Annotated in this window: 13 protein-coding genes and 1 other RNA gene; all 14 read right to left on the minus strand. The window is 32.5% G+C overall.

All coding sequences use genetic code 11. The features are described 5' to 3' along the window. Window positions 1–165: 165 nt before the first annotated feature. A non-coding RNA gene (gene ssrS, locus ACY2U7_RS05255) (6S RNA) lies at window positions 166–348 on the minus strand. 18 nt (window positions 349–366) lie between these two features. After that, window positions 367–2,442 (minus strand): transglutaminase-like domain-containing protein, encoded by a 2,076-nt coding sequence (locus ACY2U7_RS05260; RefSeq protein ID WP_461868091.1) that lies wholly within the window; start codon window positions 2,440–2,442, stop codon window positions 367–369. Window positions 2,443–2,484: 42 nt separating this feature from the next. Continuing rightward, on the minus strand, window positions 2,485–3,573 hold the full coding sequence (locus ACY2U7_RS05265; protein WP_461811656.1) for a DUF58 domain-containing protein: 1,089 nt from the start codon (window positions 3,571–3,573) through the stop codon (window positions 2,485–2,487). Between the two features lie 3 nt (window positions 3,574–3,576). After that, complete coding sequence (locus tag ACY2U7_RS05270) at window positions 3,577–4,524, minus strand: AAA family ATPase (RefSeq protein WP_461816000.1); 948 nt, start codon at window positions 4,522–4,524, stop codon at window positions 3,577–3,579. A gap of 92 nt (window positions 4,525–4,616) precedes the next feature. Further along, window positions 4,617–6,305 (minus strand): phosphoenolpyruvate carboxykinase (ATP), encoded by a 1,689-nt coding sequence (locus ACY2U7_RS05275; RefSeq protein WP_461811654.1) that lies wholly within the window; start codon window positions 6,303–6,305, stop codon window positions 4,617–4,619. A gap of 355 nt (window positions 6,306–6,660) precedes the next feature. After that, window positions 6,661–7,974 (minus strand): Na+/H+ antiporter NhaC family protein, encoded by a 1,314-nt coding sequence (locus ACY2U7_RS05280; protein ID WP_461816001.1) that lies wholly within the window; start codon window positions 7,972–7,974, stop codon window positions 6,661–6,663. 156 nt (window positions 7,975–8,130) lie between these two features. After that, window positions 8,131–8,928 (minus strand): TrmB family transcriptional regulator, encoded by a 798-nt coding sequence (locus tag ACY2U7_RS05285; RefSeq protein WP_461811652.1) that lies wholly within the window; start codon window positions 8,926–8,928, stop codon window positions 8,131–8,133. Then, entirely contained in the window at window positions 8,922–10,568 is a 1,647-nt protein-coding gene (ilvD, locus tag ACY2U7_RS05290; RefSeq protein ID WP_461816002.1) for a dihydroxy-acid dehydratase, read from the minus strand. Before ilvD ends, ACY2U7_RS05285 begins: the two co-directional genes overlap by 7 nt. A gap of 21 nt (window positions 10,569–10,589) precedes the next feature. Beyond that, window positions 10,590–11,579 (minus strand): ornithine cyclodeaminase family protein, encoded by a 990-nt coding sequence (locus ACY2U7_RS05295; RefSeq protein WP_461811650.1) that lies wholly within the window; start codon window positions 11,577–11,579, stop codon window positions 10,590–10,592. A gap of 74 nt (window positions 11,580–11,653) precedes the next feature. Continuing rightward, entirely contained in the window at window positions 11,654–13,585 is a 1,932-nt protein-coding gene (locus ACY2U7_RS05300) for a SpaA isopeptide-forming pilin-related protein (RefSeq protein WP_461816020.1), read from the minus strand. A gap of 269 nt (window positions 13,586–13,854) precedes the next feature. Further along, entirely contained in the window at window positions 13,855–15,243 is a 1,389-nt protein-coding gene (locus ACY2U7_RS05305) for a VanZ family protein (RefSeq protein WP_461816003.1), read from the minus strand. A gap of 19 nt (window positions 15,244–15,262) precedes the next feature. Then, window positions 15,263–16,051, minus strand: a complete 789-nt coding sequence (locus ACY2U7_RS05310; RefSeq protein ID WP_461816004.1) for a putative ABC transporter permease — start codon at window positions 16,049–16,051, stop codon at window positions 15,263–15,265. Between the two features lie 131 nt (window positions 16,052–16,182). After that, a complete protein-coding gene (locus ACY2U7_RS05315; RefSeq protein WP_461812167.1) occupies window positions 16,183–17,397 on the minus strand; it encodes a carboxylate--amine ligase in 1,215 nt (404 codons plus the stop codon). Window positions 17,398–17,488: 91 nt separating this feature from the next. After that, window positions 17,489–17,920 carry a prepilin peptidase gene (locus ACY2U7_RS05320; protein WP_461812166.1) on the minus strand — a complete coding sequence of 144 codons (432 nt, stop codon included), beginning with the start codon at window positions 17,918–17,920 and terminating at the stop codon, window positions 17,489–17,491. Between the last annotated feature and the right edge of the window lie 44 nt (window positions 17,921–17,964).

Genomic DNA, 17,964 nt, shown 5'->3' on the forward strand with positions numbered 1-17,964 from the left:
CGCTATTTCGGTGAAAAAACCACGCGACTATTGCGTGGTTTTCTTAATACAAAAGGCACCATCCTTCCGAATAGTGCCTAATCAATCTTGTAATGCCTGTAACTATTGCGTTTGAAAATACTACCTTATAAATACAGGGCTTTATTACGACTGTGCTTATCTTTTGTGTTCCCCAAAATGCCGGTTTCTGTATTTTGACTCCTAGCAGTCTGCTAGGTGGGCAACCGCATCTGCTTTTCTGTCTTCCACTGCAAGAATGGAGGCTTGACATATTACAGAGATATAGGAATCCCGTTTAAAGTATTGTAGGTTCAAAATAACAGAAGTTATCGAACATTTCAGGTCTATGAGTACATTATAAATCATCTATTTTTCTTTTTCAAGTATTGACAAGATGCTTTTTAATAATAAATAATCTTCTTTCTTTAATTGCTCTTTTCCATAATTCGCACGATATACAAGATCAAGCATCTTTTCTCCATTTTTTCTTGAAATTGCTGGATATGCATAACATATCTTTTCCAAAAATTCCTGATTTAATTCTTCTTTTCCACTTATCTTTTTCTTCTTCAAAAGATTTTGATAAATTTGATGAAACAGTTGTTGAATTTTTTCATTATTGCTAAGCATTGGATTTTTCTTTCTTTTTTTCTTTTGCAATAAATAAATAGTTCCACTGCTCCCAAAAACTCCTGCACATACTAGGATGCATATAATAATTTGAAACATCTCTGGAGTTTTTTCTTTGTGTTCCTCTTTTTTCTTTTCTTTCTGTTTATTATTTTCTTCTGTCTGTGGTAATTTTTCATTCGTTTTTGGTGTTGTGGTTTCTATCTTTTTATGAACCTGCTCTTTTCCCATGGAACTTTTTTTACTCCTTGTATAACCTGGTGTTGTTTCCACTGGAAGCCACCCTCCCCCAGAATAATAGACTTCTGCCCATGCATGAGCATTTCTTCCTGTAATTACCGCAGTATATTTTCCATCTTTTTGTTTTTTAAATTCTTCTGGTTCAACTAAATATCCAGAAACATATCGTGACGGAATTCCTTTTATACGAAAAAACAAAGTTGCTGTCGTTGCATAATGTGTACAGTAGCCTTTCCTATTTTCAAAAAAGAAATATTTTGCAAAATCTTTGTCTTTCGGTGTTTTTCCAGGATGCAACGAATACTCCGTTTGTCTTCGCAATACTTCTCTTATCTCTTCAGCAACCAAATCCACATTTGTTCCACGTATAGATTTTCCAACTTCTTTTGAAAAGTTTTCAACCACTTTTTCACTGACTCTTTTATATTTATCATTATAACTATTCCCATATATCTCTTCAAAATTTTTAAGTTCATTTGAAGCTGGAAATGCTTTTACAATATCATATGGGTAATATTCTAATATCTGTTTATCACCAAACTCCTTACGATTCCCACCATACAGCGAACTTCCATATGGTTGATAATAATACGCTTTATTTGCATCAACATACTCAATCTCTATTGTATCTAAAGAGGAAGAGAATTCCTCTCGATTTCTCAACATACTGTATATCATTCCAGTATCTTCATATCCTTTTATTTCTTCCCATTTATTTTCTATATAAGTTTCTCCAATAAATCCCTGCAGATACATTCTGTCTTTCACTTTTTTTTCGACAGTTATTTTCAAATGTATTTTATCATCATCTTCTAATCTATCAACTTTTCCAAGTTCACCTCCGTTCACTCCTCCTACACCAGACTTTTCTTTGAAAATATCCGAAGTCCTATCCTTCCAAAATTTTATAATACTTGCCTGATATTTTTTTGTATAATTCACACCTTTTTGAATAGATGTTTGAAATAATATTGATCCTATAATAACAGATAGTACCCCCATTCCAATTCCTAAACATCTTACTAGATGCCTATCTGCTTCTGCAATTCCTTTTCCCCTTGAAAGTCCTATTGTTACTAAAACAATGCCTATACAAGCGAGTGTTTTTCCATTTGGTTCTTCTCCTGCCATAAATGGTATACAAAAAATAACCAAACTAATTACCATTACCCCTAATGATCGCTTTGTTTTCACAATAGTAAAAGTAATTATCCCTGCTACTAAAATCAAAACGCACAATAATCCCACTGTAAATTTTTGATCCTCATATAGATGTATAATTTCTCCTCTTTCTACATAACTTTTCATATGTGTTTTTATAAGGTTTCCAATGTTATCTACTTCTTTAAACAAACTTTTCCTTTTTAAAAAAAAGAGTATACTTTCTGATAAAATAAGGCTTCCTACAAACAAAATTTTCCCATATTTTTTATTTTGTAGCAGAGCATATAAAAGAAGAGAAAGCACCACAATACAAATATACACTATCACTTGATTATATCGTATCCTAAATGTTTCCGTAACAGAAAACAAAACACCAAATTGCGCAATAATTATATAAATTAATTGCATTATTTGTTCCCTTATATTTATTTTTTTCATCCTTTTCCCCTATTAAACAACAATTTCTACGTTTTCAAAAAACTGCTGCAATTCTTGATTTATTTGCAATGTTTCTTGCCGATTCACCTGTAATTCCAATGTATTGGTAAAAGAAATTTTACTAGAATGTGCCTCATTTCTATATTGATAACAATATTGATCAACTACATTTTCCTCTAGTTGATCTATCTGCAATTCCAAGAATTCTAACATAAATTGATAAAAAGTTTCCTCATCTTTTATCAATCTTCTACAAACAAATGCGTCTCCTTTCATTTTCCAAGCTATATAATGGACACATTTTTTATCAAGCATTGCCATAGAAATCGAAGCAACTCCTTGTAAAAATATTGAAATATTTTGCCGCTTATATTTTTCTACTGTTCCGCCTACCAAGAAAAAAATCACTCCAGCTCCTAAAGGATAACTATACTCCTTAACATATAATTCTTCTTGGTTTGCACTAATTTTCCAATGCACTTTCTGCATACGATCTCCATTTCTATACTCTCTAATTTCATAAATTTCTGTATTGTCGTCACCGCTTTTATCTTTCGCATATTCCTCAGCTTCACTCAAAAACCATCTAGTCCCATAACTTACAATCAAGTTCACTTGACATAAGTTTGGCATAACTAGAATTTCTTCACGCGCTTTTATTTTCTTTGGAAAAGAAAATCCTCCCCACCAATCCGAAACACGTATTTGTGGAAGTCCAACTATCATTTTCCCACATTTTTCTGCTGAAATATATTTAGTAATTTTTTCTTCTTTTCTTCCCCGCATATAATTTTTCAATATTTGTTGTTTCTTCTTTTTTTCTTCCCCATATTGAACAAAGAATCTTCCTTGAATTTCTGTTGGGAAAACACTTTTATTTTGTATCTCCACGCAAACTGAAATTTCTTCTCCTTGTTCAATTATTTCTCTATCAATTATTATTCTTGCAGTCGATTTTAATTGTACAAAATAACTCTCTAATAAACATAAAATGAAGAACACTATTTCTGCTGAAAGAACTAATGCTCCTTCTTTCCACTCGTACAATATGTTCAAATAAATTGTTATTCCCATTATTATAAAATAGATTATTTTTTTCATTCTCTATTTCCTCTTCGGTGTGGGTTCTTCCACCTTATTCAAAATTTCTTCTACAACATCCTCTACTTGTATATGATTTGTTCTTGCTTTGAAATTCAATTGAATACGATGTCTTGCAACATTGTAGAATATTTCTTTTACATCACTTGGGATACAATAATCTCTACCTGACAAATATGCTATCGCTTTTGTTATCTTGGTCAGCGCAATTGTTCCCCTTGGACTAATTCCCAATTCGATCATTGGATGATTTCTTGTCATTGTAATAAGTGCAGCAATATATTTATAGATTACATCATGTATATAAACATTTTCTACTTCTTTTTGAATCGAAATTAGCATTTCTGCACTAATGATTGGTTGAACATTTTTCAACAAATTTCTTTCTAGATTTCCTTTTATAATTTCAATTTCATGCTCGATTTCTGGATATCCTATTGTCAATGAAATGAAAAAACGATCCAACTGCGATTCAGGAAGCATTTGCGTACCAGCTGAACCACTTGGATTTTCTGTAGCAATAACAACAAATGGATTCGGAACTTTTCTTGTCACTTTATCAACTGTAACTGTTCCTTCTTCCATTACCTCAAGTAATGCTGATTGTGTTTTCGGAGAAGTCCTATTAATTTCATCTGCCAACAGAAAATTACACATAACCGCTCCTTCTTGATAACGAAATTCTCCTATATATTTATCATACATAGAAAATCCAGTAATATCCGTAGGAAGTACATCTGGAGTAAATTGTATACGATTCCAATTCATTCCCATGCTTTTCGCAAATGCCAATGCTAGCGTTGTCTTTCCTACCCCTGGGATATCTTCGATCAAAATATGTCCTCCAGACAAAATTCCTGCCATAACTTTTCGAATGCAGTCGTCTTTTCCTATAACAACTTTTTTAACTTCTTCCACTATGTTTTGAGCAATTTCCATATATTTATCCATATTAACTCCCTATTAATTGTTTATTTTTCATTTTATTATAACACAAAAAATAGAATGTGCGATGCACATTCTATTTCTCATTAATTTTTTTATTAAACTTCTTCTACTAATTTCTGAAGTGCTTCTAAAGCTTCTTCTGGAAGTTTATCATATCCGTCTTTCTTTGTCGCAAATCCTTCTACTGCATTTACACGGTTCTGCATAGCATTCTTTAACTGCGCCTTGTAATCTTCATCATTTAAGTCTGGAACAAATCCTTCCCATTCCATGATTTCGATATCTTCAAAATTACCCCACTGTTTAAATTCTGCTTTGTTTTCTACAATTGTTTCCAAAATTCCTAATGTATCTTTTGGCTGAACTTTTTTGCCCATGAAATCACCTGTATTGATGATATAGCAATCTACGTTCTTTTCTTCCACTAATTTTTTGAATTTTTCATAGTCATTTACTAATGGATATGTTCTAAATGGGTTTGCATAAGGAACAATACGAAGAGCATTTAAATCTGTTCCTGCAGCAACACGTTCTGCTGTAGATGTTTTTGTTGCAAGTGTTGCACCCATAACTGATGCTAATGCAGCACCTTTTAATTTTACTACTGGTGGAATTGTAGGGTCTTTCATAATCCAGAAAATAGCATTTACTGGTGCGTCAATCTTATCCACACGGTTTGGTGACCATAATTTAGACTTCAATGCACGTCCATTACCATTTCTAATATCTTCTGTTACTAACTGAACTTTTCCATCTTCATCTAAAGTTGCTGAACAGTTCTGTGCTGATAATAAGAACTTATTATCAGGGCATCCTGTTGGATAATCTGCTGTTTTATCAAAGTATGTAGGTTCTAATGCTACAGATGAACAAGTATCTGTATTAATGATAAATGCATCATCATGAAGAACAGTAATTGGATATTTTCCATTGTGTTTAGCATGAGTTAATGTTGATTTACCTGATCCTGATAAACCAAATACAGATGCTACATATTTAGAACCATCAGCTAATGTGTATTCTTTCTGTCCACCGTGACATGAAGCATATCCATTTCTGTTAGCAATTGCCCATGCCATAGTAAGTGTTCCTTTTTTGTGTTCTCCAAAATATCTCATTCCAAGAATACAAGCACAGTTCTCTGCTGTATCAAAATAACATAATGTAAGAGGATCGCTTAAACAGCTATAGTCAACATCCGGTCTCTCTTGTGGAATCCACTGTGGATCAGAGAAAATATAAATATCTGGTTCTTTTCCATCTCCAACTGCTTTTGAGTTTTTATACATTTTTACATATTCGTCAGACATATACTGGAAGTTTAACATCCAGTTATACATAATATTTTCTTCTCCTTCAGGAATGAGAAGGTGTGCTTTTACCATAAATTCTGGATCAAGACCAACATAAACTTCTGCATGATACATTGTTTTCCAACGTGATTCATAAACAGCATCCATTGTTACTTTATCAAGTTTCGCTGCATCTACACCTGGTTCTCCTTTGATACGACGTGCTGCTGCATAACGTCCTGTTACTGCTCCATCATTAAATAAAAGAACTTTTGCATCTTTATCAAGACCAAATTCTTCTCCTCTATATACAGGCATATCTGTTACGATTGTTCCTGGTGAATTTTTTGCTAATTCATATGCCTCTCTTAATGTACTCACTTTTACTACATTGTTTCCATAAAATGCTGCTTCGATGATAGAACGAGTTTTAGAAAAACCTGTTTTTCCAGCACCGATTTCGCTAAGTGGATAATAAGCTTTTGTTGACATATTATGTTCCTCCTTGAAATTCCAAATTTGTCTTATTATCTCATTTCTATTTCCAAAAGTCAATATTTTTCCTGAAAGTTTATTATTTTTACACTTCATTTAAAAGTTTTAAAATGCATTAATTGAATGCTAAACATAGAAAAATGCAGGATTTATTTTAAAATCCTGCATTTATTGGTTTTTTTAATCCTTTTCCCCTTATTTTTCCATTCTTGAAAAAGTTTTTTTGCAATTCCTTTGTTAAAAAATTCACTATCATTTTTTATTTAGTTTATTCTTAAAAATATTCTTTTGTTTCCTTTGTCGTCCCATACCTAACCAAATCAAGACATGCGTACAAACATCTTTTTGTGAATTATTCCTTCACCCTTTCACTGCGAAAGAAAATAAATAAAACTGCACTAATTGCCATTAAAATCGGATAGTATAAATATGGCATAATTTCAAATGGTGTCAACTTTGTCAATGTTGCTGCTGAAAGTAATTGCGCCCCATATGGTATCATTCCCTGGCCTACCGATGTAAATATATCTAAAAGTGAGGCTGATCGTTTTGGACTAATATGATATTCTTCACAAATTTCTTTTGCTATTGGTCCTGCCATAACTATCGCAACAGTATTATTAGCTGTACATACATCAACTAATAGTGCAAGTCCCGCAATTCCCAACTCTCCTCCTCGTCTCCCTTTTATTTTTTTCTTGATTAGATTTAAAACAAACTCTATTCCACCATATTCTTTTACTAAAGATACAATACATGCAACTACAATCGAGATAATTGTAATATCATACATTCCCGTTACACCACTAATAGTTTTATCCCCTATCGTTCCCCCTGAAACAGCTACAAAAACATCACCCAAAGCAATACTTCCTGTTACCACGCCTACAATCAAAGAAAGTATTGTTCCAGTAATCAGTACAACGAAAACATTTATTCCTATTAATGCTCCCACAAGTACAACAATATACGGAAGTATTTTCCATGCATTATATGGCAATTCTTTAGCCAAAGTGAATTCTCCCTGTTTTGTCATAAAAAAGAAGATTGCAATTGTGATAATTGCCGCTGGAAGCACAATAAAGAAATTTGCTTTAAATTTATCTTTCATCTCACACCCCTGTGTCTTTACCGCTGCAATCGTTGTATCCGAAATCATAGAAAGATTATCCCCAAACATTGCACCACACACAACAGCACCTATACAAATTGCCATCGAAAATCCAGTTTTTTCACTAATATTAACTGCAATAGGAGCTAGTGTTGCAATTGTTCCCATAGAGGTCCCCATGGACACCGAAATAAAACACCCAATAACAAACAATCCTACTACTGCAATATTAGATGGTAAAATTGATAATCCAAAATTCACTGTGCTTTCCGCGCCACCTGCCGCTGTAACCGCACCTGAAAATCCACCTGCGCAAAGAAAAATCAAACTCATTGTGATAATATTCTCGTCTCCCACACCTTTCGATATTACTTGCATTTTTTCCCCAAATGTGAGTTTTCTGTTCTGCAAAAACGCTACTAATAATGCAATTAAAAATGCTACAATTGCTGGCATAGTGTAAAAATCACCTGTTATGACCCCCGATCCTAAAAAAATAATTAAAAACACAACAATTGGTAATAATGCTTTTGCTCTTCCTTTGTTTTTTTCCATATATTTCCCTCCTTATTTCATAAAATAAATTTTTCTTGTCATACAAAAAAATTATACGCACTATCGTAATTCATACTGATATAAAAAGTCAATATTTTTTTATATCAAACAAAAAGAAACTTTAGTCATACTACATACAACTAAAGTTTCTTATTTTTAAAAAATATCTCTAATTTTAATATAATCTTTTCCGAATTCTTCCTGCATTTCTTCTTTAAATTTCCCTACATTTTTATAGAAATACATATCATGACGTACACATTCAGCCGACATCGCTATCATTGGCTTTGATTTTGTCCAAATAACTTCAGCAACGGTTTCATTAATAATTTGCCCAAAAACAACTTCCTTCTCATCGGAAACTAGCGTAATAAATCTTCCACCCATTTCCCTTCTCTTTTCAGAGAGCATACCGTGTCTGCTGTAATGTTTAAATGGGATAGTTGAATTTTCATCTTCACTAAAGTAGACAATCGCAATTCGCACTCCTTTTTTTTCAAGTTCTTTCAATTCTTCTTCAACTTGCGGTAAATCTTCTTCCCAAATTTGAACAAGAAGTTCTTCTTCTGTATGTTGAATGATATTTCTGCATTTCGCAAATACATTTTTATACTCTCGAATGTGCCAAATATATTCTAAATCTGTAGAAGTTTGATATTTTTTTAGTTGCAAAGACAATTCTTCTAATGTATCTTTCGTTTCTTTTTGTATTTTCTCAGATACTTCTTCTATCGGAACTGCTAAATATTGATTTGTCCCCTCCCCCTCACTGAATCGAACAAATCCTTTGGTCACAAGGGTTTCCAAAATATTATAAATTTTGGAGCGAGGAACTCCTGACACTTTGCTCACTTCATATCCTGATGAACATCCATATCGTAATAAAGATAAATACGCTTTACTCTCTGCTTCCGTTAAACCAATTTTATTTAATAAGGGAATTACATTTACCACGGTTGCATTGCACCACCCTCTTCTGCTGGACGGCAGTTTCTTGCAAATAAATTCAAACAACCTTTTTGTTCTTTTAGTGGTGGGCATACCCATTTTTCTCTTCGTATCTTTAGTTCTTCATCAGATACACATAATGTTGCTTCTCCATTTATCGTATCTAAAATAATTTCGTCACCATCTTCTACAAGAGCAATCACTCCTCCATCATATGCTTCTGGAGAAACATGACCTACAATTGCACCATAATTAAAACCTGAAAATCTTGCATCTGTAATAAGCCCTACACTTGTATGTAAACCTAAACCTATAAGCGCATCAATACTTAACATAAGTTCTTTCATTCCTGGAGCTCCCTTGCATCCTTCATAACGAATAACAATAATATCTCCAGCAACAATTTTACCACTTTCAATTGCTTCAAATGCCATTCTATCTCCGTCAAATACCTTTGCTTTACCCTTGATATATTTTACTTCTTTTGGAACTCCTGTTGGTCTAACAATGGCACCATTTGGAGCAATATTTCCACGTAACACTTTCAATCCTGGTTCATTAAACAACGGTTTTTCAAAACTATGAATAACTTCATTTGGTTTCGCAGTTAAATGACTTAAAAATTCTCCTAAAGTAATTCCCGTCATCATTGGAACATCTTTATATAATTTAGATTCAAGCATTTTCAATACATTTGGAACTCCTCCTGCATAATGAAAATCTACAACCGTAAACGGACCACTAGGAATAACTGCATTAATACATGGAATTTCTTTTGCATATTTTTCAAAATCTTCCAATGTAACATCAAGACCTAATTCATATGCCATTGTTAAAATATGTAACACCGCATTTGTCGAACCAGCTACTGCCATATCAAACATAATGGCATTTAATAAAACTTCTTTTGTAATCAAGTTTGAAGGTTTTCTTCCTGCTTTTACTAATTCTACCGCATATTTTCCTGCCATTCTTGCTTGACGAAGTTTCTTATTATCAGAAGCTGGAACCGTTGCTGTTCCTGGCATAACAAGATTAAACACTTCTCCTAACATCTGCATTGTATTAGCTGTCCCCATAGATGGACATGCACCAAATGATGGACAAACTGCTTCTTCTAATTCATCTAAATATTCTTCTCCTGCTCCTGAAAATCTTGCCACATCTAAATCCGCTTCTACAATGGCTTTTCCACAATGATGTCCTGGTTGCATAGAACCTCCTGTAACAACCATAGATGGAATATCAAGTCTTGCTGCTGCAAGATAACATCCTGCAATAATATTATCACAAGAAGCTATCATTACTAATCCATCGAAATTATGCACTTTTGTAACAAATTCTACTGACATAGCAACAATATCACGTCCTACTTGCTCGTATTTCAACTCTTCTGCACCATTTGCGATATTTCCACAAGTTGCAGGAATACCAAATTCCACTGGAACACCACCAGCTTCCCAAATTCCTTGTTTTACTGCCTCAGCAATTTGTCTTAAATGTGCACTTCCTGGAGATCCTTCCATAAATGAATTTGGTACTCCAATATGTGGTTTTTTACGAATATCCTCATCCGAATATCCTGCCGCTTTCATCATTACTCTTCTATGCGCTGCCTCTGCACCATTCCAATATTCTTGACTCATTTTTTTCTTCCTCCTTATATGTTACGAGTTCCACTCTGTTCCAATCTTTTGTTCAACCGCCTTATCATAAATACGTTTTGCCGTAACAAGATCTTGTGTTCCTATTCCTACAGTTTTAAATACAATGATTTCTTCTTCTGATTCTCGTCCAACTACTTTTCCAAGAAGAACATCCCCTAAATCTCCAGTGAAATCTTCTTTCGTGATTAGTCCATCTTCTAATGGAATAAGAATATCTCCTGCTTCTGATAAAACAGCTTCTTCTGAGTCAAAATAAATTTTTCCTGCTCTTTGTAAAATAGAAGGATCCATTTCTTGCATATGTGGTTGATAAGAACCAACACAGCTTACTGTTGCTCCCTTTTTTACCTTTTTCCCATCAAACACAGGTTTAGAAGATGGTGTGACTGTTACAATCATATCCGCATCTTCAATTGCTTCATCAGAACTCTTTGCTGCAAGAATCGTTGTTCCATACGATGCAAGTTCTTTGTTCATTCTATTCACAAAATCTTCTGTCCTTTGCAAATTAATATCATATACTTTTACTTCTTCTAACTTTCTTACTGCAAGCATAGCTTCTAACTGTGTTGCTGCCTGTCCGCCTGTTCCAATCAACGCTCCTTTTTTTGCAGATTTATTTGCTAAAATGTCAAACGCTGCTCCTGATGCTGCTCCTGTACGAAGTTGTGTTACATATGTTCCGTCTAAAACAGAAATAACCACTCCCGTTGTTCCGTCAATCAACAATACTTGTGCTGGAGTTGTTGGTATTCCTTTTTCTATATTTTTAGGAAATACATTTACAATTTTAATAGCAGAACACTCTAAGTCTTCTACATAAGAAGGCATAAATAAAAACGCTCCTTCATGTTTTGGCGCTCCAATATTTGTACGAAGAGGCACCACGCTTTTCCCTTCTGAAAAAATGGAAAACGCTTCTTTATCCGCTTCAATGGCCTCTTGCATTGTAAATACTTTTCGAATATCTTCTTTTGAAAGCAATAACATACTTTTCCTCCTTTAAAATAGTAGTTCCTTTTGGTAACTATTATATTATTTCTGTCATCGCTTTGTCAATCTCCTTAGACTAAATTATTCTTTTTTCGTTTATACAACCGATAGCTATTTAGTAGACTTGCTATTGCAAAAAGAAGAATCACGCTATACATTCCTAATTTGCTATCATCTCCTGTCTTTACTTCTTTTGGTTTAATTACTGTTTGCTCTTTTTGATTTTCTACGGAAAGATTCTCCGTAATGATAGGATTTTGTTTCCCTTGAGATTTTAAATGTATTTCATAAGACTTGTCCGGAAGTATATATCCATCCGGTGCTTTGACTTCTTTTACAAGATATGTTCCAAGATATAATTCTTTACTTTCAGCAATACCGTTTTGGGTTTCTATTTTATCAACGGTTTCTCCTTTTTTTATCAACACACTGCCATCTGCTGCTTGTATTTCTTCTTTCGCAATAATTTCAAAAACGGCTCCATCCAATAACTTTTTCGTTTCTTTATCCTTTTTTTCAATTCGAATTTTTCCTTTAATCATCTCATTTTCCAATGTATATGTCAAAGTTACATTTTCTTGATGAATAGCTATATCAAACGGAGAAATCGGAATATATCCATCTGGATATTTGGTTTCTTCTAGTGTATATATTCCATAGACAAGGTTCCCTCTAACACTGCTCTCACTTTTCGTCGTCGCAAAACCTTTCTCGTCCGTTTTAATAATTGTTTGTTCTCCAGTTTTTTTATTCGTTAATGTAAATTCCACATCCGGCATTGGTCTTCCTTCACTAACTTTCCTAATTTCTACATCGCCTCGAATAATGCTTTCTTTTGAATTTACTTTTGCATAAAGCGTATTATCCTCAGAAGGAATCGTCACTGTATGTAACACTTCATCAAGATTATACCCTTCAGGAGCTTTTATTTCACGCACATAATATGTTCCCGCAGGTAATTCCTTTGAAAATGCGCGTCCTTCTTCATTTATTTTCAGTAATTGTATTTTTTCCATTGATTCTGATAACAATTCATATTCAGCTCCCAAAAAAACACTATTTGGTAATTGCGTTTCTGCATCCGTTTTGATAATTTCTATCTGCCCTTTTTCTGTTTTTACTTTTAACCACCCTTCTACCGAACTTTTCACCCCTTGTGGATTATATGCAATTGCTTTTTGATATTCTGCACCTCCTGCACCATAAATTAAATACGGTCGTGTACCTCTCTGTTCATCTACCCGTTTTATTTCAACTTCTTGTTGGCTAAATAAATCCTTTTCTGTAAATAAACAGTATTCCTTCTTTTCTGAATCAACACTTTCTAATTTCAATGAAGAATTTCCTACAATTTGTAATTTACAATCCACGTTGTTTTCATCTGTTAAAAATATCTCGTAACGTTTCTTTTCTATATTCCATGCTAATGTATGGGTTTCCATATTTTCTTTTTTATTACTCAAAAAGCTTGGCAATTTCCCCACATTACTAATTTTACGATTCAATTCATCGTAAAATGCTAAACCATCTGATGCCTTTTTTAAGGAATGACTATACTCTTCCATAGCTTTACGCGCTTTTGCTGTTCCATGAACGCCCTCTACAATATTCCAAACCGTTACTTGTGTTGCTGCATATTGTGCTTTTTGTTTATCTGTTGGTGTCTCCGTTACTGTTTGATAACCAAATTCGATTGCGGCCTTTAATTGCTCATTCTGTTTTTCTGATAAGACTTGTAGCGGTTTATTTACTGGAAGTTTCTTTCCGAAATCCATACAATACCCTATTCTTTTTAAACCACCTTCTTGAACAAAAAACATAACTCCAAATGTTCCTCGACTTTCTTTTCCATACTGCGTAATCTTATACGGACTTGTTGTAATTCTAATCATCTTAGGAATAGATACTTTCCCTTTATCCTGTGCATGAGCAACTTTTTGATATGACAGAAAAGAAATCATCATACAAAACAATAGTACTACACTTGTTACCTCTTTTTTCACTTTTTGCAATGAATATAAACCTCCTTGTTTAATAAACTGTTTTATTGTTAAATAAATTTAAAATAAAATTAATTAAGCCTCCTTTCTGATATAAAATTGTTCTCGTTTTGAATACTTGGGAAGATTATCCCTCTGAATATTTGATATGTAATTAGACGAGCAAATAAATCATATGTCAATTTTTTTCATTTGTCAATAGTTCTTAAATTTTTTGATTAAAAACATAAGATAGGAAGGACAGTTCTTACTATCTTTCCCATCTTATGTTTTTATTGCACTACAGGTATTTTTATTTCATTTTTCTCTCCATTTATTTCACAAGCAAACAAATATACCGGTTGATAATATCCTTTCGAATCTATCACATACCGCATTTTGCACTCTTTAACTACAATAGACAATTTATCTGCCCTTCCATACGGATAGTAAAATTGTCCCGAACAAATTTGCTCAAATGCTTCCTGCTCACTTATTCCTTCAAATTTTTTATACATTTTACATTGTTTTAACCCGTAATTTAGTTCTATTATTTCCTTTTCTTCACTAACCTTGACACTGATTTCCCCTTCTGTCAGATTATTATTTCCCATTACTGGATCTATATTAAAAGTATATATTCCATCCTCTTCACTAAACGTCGCCTTCTCTGGAATAATAATATTATATTTTTCAAATACTTTTCGAATTTCTTCTTCGGAAAACTTTGTTTTTATTTCATCATTTTCATCAAACAAACAGCTTAAATTATATGTTCCATCCGCATAATATATCCAAAGACTCGTCTGATTCTCTCCATAAAAAATGGCCATATCTTCATAAAAATCATTTCTATCTTTATCTAGTTGAATACCTAATTTTTGAAAAAGATTTTCTGCAAAATCAGCTGCATCTTCATTACTCCATCTTTTAAATTGATATACTGGAACTTTTTTTACCTCTTTACTATATTTATTGTTTGACTTTACTTGTAACTTATCCGCATCATAAGTCACAATATATTGTCCTCCTACATTTCCAAGCTCCTTATTATGATACGAAATAAAAATAACCGAAAAACCAACCACACAAATTATCAATGGCAACTGTAAAATTGCAACTTTTTTCCACGAAACTTTTTCCTTTTTATATTTCTTGAGCACCATACCAATAAACGCATAAATACCATAACCGATCATCATTCCTACTGTATTGTGTAGTATATCATCCAATTCAAAAATTCCTCTTTTTTGAAACAATTGAACTGCTTCTATGCATAATGTAAATAAAAATCCTGCCAAATAAGTTTTCCAAAAATTTCTAAAAAATTTAATCATAAATGGTAGTAAGATTCCAAAAGGTACAAACATACACACATTTAAAATAATATTTCTCCATGCGGTTAAAGAAAAATTTATCCATGCATCACGATAAGAATAAAATAATGGTAATATACTTCGGTTATTCGTTATACTTGCTCTACTAAATATTGTTGCTCCAAGTACAATTATTGTGTAACTCCCCAATAAAATCCATCCAAAAATTCTACTGAATTTCAATTTCTTATTCCCCTTAAGCAAAAATTTATATACCACCAACACAAGTGCTAAAAGAACTGAAATTCCAATTGCTCCTAAAACAAAATATTCTTCTGCCATTGAAATTAAACTTGCTATTCTCATATTCACTTTCCTTTTTTATTTATTTCTTTTTTAAATAGTTTTTCAATTCTTCAATAATCTCTTCATGTTTTCTCGGTGTCATGCGAGGAAACGCCTTCATAAGTCGTTTCATATTTTTAGCATTGCGTACAGCTAGTTCTCTGTATTTCTGCTTTAACTCTGTGATCTTCTCTGCCATTTCTTCAGAAATGTCTTCTCTTCTTTCAATAACTCCCAAAACATCTTTTGAAATATTTTCTCCAATTTCATCTGAAATACGACGAAGTTCTCTGGCAATCTCTTCCATTTTTTCTAGATGTTTATTGACTTTCAAAATTTTAGAAACAGTTACATAAAGATCCAATAAAATAACTATACCTAAAATAAGATCGACTGTAGTTCTAATCCATCCTGGGATAACTGTAACTCCTTTATAAATAAATGGATGAATCCATTTCACAATTGCTACGCAAGCAATTCCCCAAATAAGTGAAAACAATAAACATACATATCCATTTAAATTCAATGGCATTCCTGAATAATCCCACCATTTATTATGAAATATTTTATCAAGTGCAAATCCAGTCAACCATTCCAACGCAGTCACTACAATTACAGATGTCACATACAATAAAAGCAAATTAGACTTATATGGCATTAAAAGTTGTACGACCATGACAACACCCACACCATAAATTGGACAAATCGGACCATTCAAAAACCCTCTATTGACAAATCGTCTTTCCTTTACCGCTGCAAAGGCAACCTCTGTACACCAACCCAAAAAACCATATATAAAAAAACATAATATTATTTCGTACCCATTCATTCGCTTCTCTCCTTTCAATTATTTATAGACATTATAACATCATTTTTTCTTTCCCAATAAAATATCTAATAAAAATACCAAACTTTGTGGACTTCATCAAAGTTTGGTGCTTTTTTTATTTTCTATATTTTCTAAAAGTATTTTTTATATTTTTTATAATGATTCATACATCTAAGCCAATACATGATTTTTCTCTTCAAACACATGTCTTTTTTATAATAAAACGAATCACAAACTTTTCCTTGTTTTACTAATTCTTTAATTTTGGCAATCTTTTCTTTATCCTTTACATACTTATAAACGACTCCTAATGGAACAACATGCCAAAAATATTCATCTTTTACATATGTCGTTGGAATTTCTTTATGATATACATAATCGTCCACGATATATTTTGCCAAATTATAGCCGCCACCTGTTACACGATAATGACTTCTTCCTTGTCTAATATTGATTTCAAACATTTTATATTTGCCATCTCGATAATCATATTTTAAATCACAATCCGCCAAGCCTTCATATCCTATATCTTCCATCAAAAACTGTATTTTTTTCATCAGTTCTTCATTATAATCTGACATAGTAATTGTCGCTGCATTATTACCAATTGCAGTAGGCGTATGCTCTTCCAATACAACATTTCCAAGATTCATCATTTTGACTTTATGGTCACTTCCAACATAAATTTGCAAATCATACATCGCTGCATCTTCCCCAGGAACTTTCTCCTGAATAATCATATTATCATCATAACCATTTTTATAAATCAATTTTAATGTATCTACTAACTCCTCTTTTGTATCAATAAAGTATGCTTTGTGAAATCCTTCAAATTTATTTCGATGAAATTTCACACTATCGGACGCTTTTAATACTACTGGAAACAACATATCTTTTAAATCAAATTCAAACTGCATTTCCGGCTTATAAATAAATGTTTTGGCATAATCCAAATTATATTTCTCACATAATTCGTAAAATGTTTCTTTTAAAACAATATTATCTAATACTTCTTTATCTGTATAAGGTAAAATAAATTTATCTTTTAACTTCTCTTTATTTTCCACAATCAAACGTACATAATGATCTGCACATCCAATAAGAATAAGTTTCTTTTCCTTTCCATACTTGTTATATATAGCATTCATTTCTTTAAGAAAAATATCTGTCTTGTCCAATCCTGCTCTTTCTCTATATACAAGAATTTTACTGTTTGCAATGATATTACTGGAACTTCTTGCTACCACTAATGATTTAATTCCATATTCTTCATGAAATGCTCTTGCCATACTATATACATTAATATCGCTGGCTAACAACACAGGTAAAAATTCTACTTTTTCCATTATTCTATCTCCTTACTCCTATTTGCATTAAACACCCAAATGGCCTAATCTTAATAATTATATCAATTTGCTATCATTCTGTCACTATTATTTAAGCAAAAACTTTCATTATCACTATCCCCAAGCAAAGATAGGGTCCAAATGCAATTTCTTCTTTTTTATTTATTTTCCTTAAAATATATTTTCTAAAAATAACCATTCCTGCCAAAAACACTGCTATTGCAAAACTATAAAACCATTTTTCTGCCCCTAAATAATATCCTGCTACTACACTTAATTTTACATCTCCTCCACCAAAACTTGATGGTGCGAACACGAGTATAATGAAAAAAATTATTCCAGCTAACAATGCACCGACAACCCCTTCCATAGAAAACCCTTTAAAAAGATCACAAATTAATAAAACCAAAATCCATTTATTTTCTATTTTTTTATATCGTATATCTTGTATAGAGATAATAAGTAGCACACCCATCCATATTCCATCTAATATTATATCTTCACCTTCTTTATACCTATTCATACTTCTAATGTATAAAAGAAGATATGCCAAAAGACATACCTTCT

Source organism: Faecalimonas sp., assembly GCA_029264305.1.
Classification (GTDB): domain Bacteria; phylum Bacillota; class Clostridia; order Lachnospirales; family Lachnospiraceae; genus Faecalimonas.

Excerpts from the sequence above, each read along its gene's own strand:
- ACY2U7_RS05260 (WP_461868091.1), bottom strand. The coding sequence starts at position 2,442 with ATGCAATTAATTTATATAATTATTGCGCAATTTGGTGTTTTGTTTTCT.
- ACY2U7_RS05265 (WP_461811656.1), bottom strand. The coding sequence starts at position 3,573 with ATGAAAAAAATAATCTATTTTATAATAATGGGAATAACAATTTATTTG.
- ACY2U7_RS05270 (WP_461816000.1), bottom strand. The coding sequence starts at position 4,524 with ATGGATAAATATATGGAAATTGCTCAAAACATAGTGGAAGAAGTTAAA.
- ACY2U7_RS05275 (WP_461811654.1), bottom strand. The coding sequence starts at position 6,305 with ATGTCAACAAAAGCTTATTATCCACTTAGCGAAATCGGTGCTGGAAAA.
- ACY2U7_RS05280 (WP_461816001.1), bottom strand. The coding sequence starts at position 7,974 with ATGGAAAAAAACAAAGGAAGAGCAAAAGCATTATTACCAATTGTTGTG.
- ilvD (WP_461816002.1), bottom strand. The coding sequence starts at position 10,568 with ATGAGTCAAGAATATTGGAATGGTGCAGAGGCAGCGCATAGAAGAGTA.
- ACY2U7_RS05295 (WP_461811650.1), bottom strand. The coding sequence starts at position 11,579 with ATGTTATTGCTTTCAAAAGAAGATATTCGAAAAGTATTTACAATGCAA.
- ACY2U7_RS05305 (WP_461816003.1), bottom strand. The coding sequence starts at position 15,243 with ATGAGAATAGCAAGTTTAATTTCAATGGCAGAAGAATATTTTGTTTTA.
- ACY2U7_RS05310 (WP_461816004.1), bottom strand. The coding sequence starts at position 16,051 with ATGAATGGGTACGAAATAATATTATGTTTTTTTATATATGGTTTTTTG.
- ACY2U7_RS05315 (WP_461812167.1), bottom strand. The coding sequence starts at position 17,397 with ATGGAAAAAGTAGAATTTTTACCTGTGTTGTTAGCCAGCGATATTAAT.
- ACY2U7_RS05320 (WP_461812166.1), bottom strand. The coding sequence starts at position 17,920 with ATGAATAGGTATAAAGAAGGTGAAGATATAATATTAGATGGAATATGG.